The sequence below is a fragment of the Achromobacter sp. GbtcB20 genome, assembly GCF_019091095.1.
In the GTDB taxonomy this organism is placed as follows: Bacteria; Pseudomonadota; Gammaproteobacteria; order Burkholderiales; family Burkholderiaceae_B; genus Achromobacter; species Achromobacter mucicolens.
This window is the reverse complement of record NZ_JAGXJZ010000143.1, coordinates 1-643: the sequence shown is the minus strand read 5'-3', so window position 1 is coordinate 643 and position 643 is coordinate 1. Positions and strand designations below refer to the sequence as shown.

The window sequence follows — 643 nt, the reverse complement described above, 5'->3', positions numbered from 1 at the left end:
GTCGCCGGCCAGGCGCGACACCTGCACCTGCGAACTCAGCATCCAGGAAGGCGAGAACGCCCAGTTCCAGCGCGCGCCGACGCGGCCGTCCTTCAGGCCGCCGCCGGCGCGATACACCGGGTTGCCGCTGCGCAGGGAATCGAGCGTGCCGACGCCGAAGTAGGCGTTGTTGTAGGCCGCGCTGGCGAAGCTGACGCCGGCCGTGAACGACAGGCGGTGGTGGGCGCCCAGCTGCATCGCGAGGCGCTGCACGCCCAGGTCCAGGCGCGCGCCATCGCGCTCGTTGCCGGCGCCATACAGCAGGCTGCCGGTCAGGCGCCAGTCGGGCGTCAGGTAATAGTTCAGGAAGCCGCCGCCCAGCAGGCGGGTCGAGATCGGCGCCATGCCGGCCAGGCGGTTCTCGCCCGGCGCCACTTGCGGCAGGGCGACCATGGAATAGCGTTCGGCGCCGATGCCGCCGATGCCGCCGCCGGCGCCCGCTTCGTCGCGGCGTTGCTGCAGTTCGACCAGGGGACCGTATTCGAGGTTGGGATTGCCGCCCAGGTGGATGCCGGCGCGCATGCCCGACACGAAGACACCATTGCTCCACTGCACTTGCAGCACCGGCAGCGCATGGCGTTCGCTGTGGCGCGCCCCTTCGTAG

General features: G+C 71.1%; 1 protein-coding gene. It reads right to left on the bottom strand.

The features are described from left to right. On the bottom strand, positions 1-643 hold a 643-nt coding region (locus KVT32_RS28230; protein WP_217619218.1), incomplete at both ends, for a MipA/OmpV family protein.